Annotated in this window: 1 pseudogene; it reads right to left on the minus strand. The window is 50.5% G+C overall.

What is annotated here, in order from left to right:
• Nucleotides 1–560 (minus strand): annotated as a pseudogene (locus ACJHXB_RS24805) (IS3 family transposase); the annotation flags it as partial.

Below are 560 nucleotides of genomic sequence, written 5' to 3' on the forward strand. Positions count from 1 at the left end.
GAGTCCCATATTTCCCCGGTAAGACCGGTATTTCTTCAGGCGCACAGGAGACTTCAGGCCGAGCTGTTGCATCAGTTTTCGCACCGTTTTGCCACTGAACTTAAGACCTCTTTTCTGAAGCTCACAATGGATCCGCCGGTACCCATAACATCCCCGGTGTTCATGGAAGATGGAGGCTATGAGCTGTTTCACATCAGCATACTTGTCCTTAGCCTTCTGCAGTGACAGCTGGTAGTACAGCGTGCTTCTGGCCAGCCCTGCAGCCTTTAACAGGTCAGGCTGGCAGTGTCCGCACCTCAGGCTCCGGATGACTTTCGTTTTTTCTCCAGCTCCTGGCGCTTTTTTTCCAGGAGATGCTCCTGCATGGCTTTCAGATATGCATTTTCTGCGCGAAGATAACGCAGCTCATTCTTCATCTCTTCCGGCGTCATGTTTGCCTCGTTTTCATGGGTATCATCAGAACGGGTCATGCTTTTCTCCTTCCTGCGCCTGATAAAGGCCTCATTACCAGATTTGCGGTAGCCTTTTATCCAGTTTTTAACCGTGTTGTGGCTGGGAAT

The organism is Escherichia sp. WS3227_2, assembly GCF_046486495.1.
Classification (GTDB): Bacteria; Pseudomonadota; Gammaproteobacteria; order Enterobacterales; family Enterobacteriaceae; genus Escherichia; species Escherichia coli.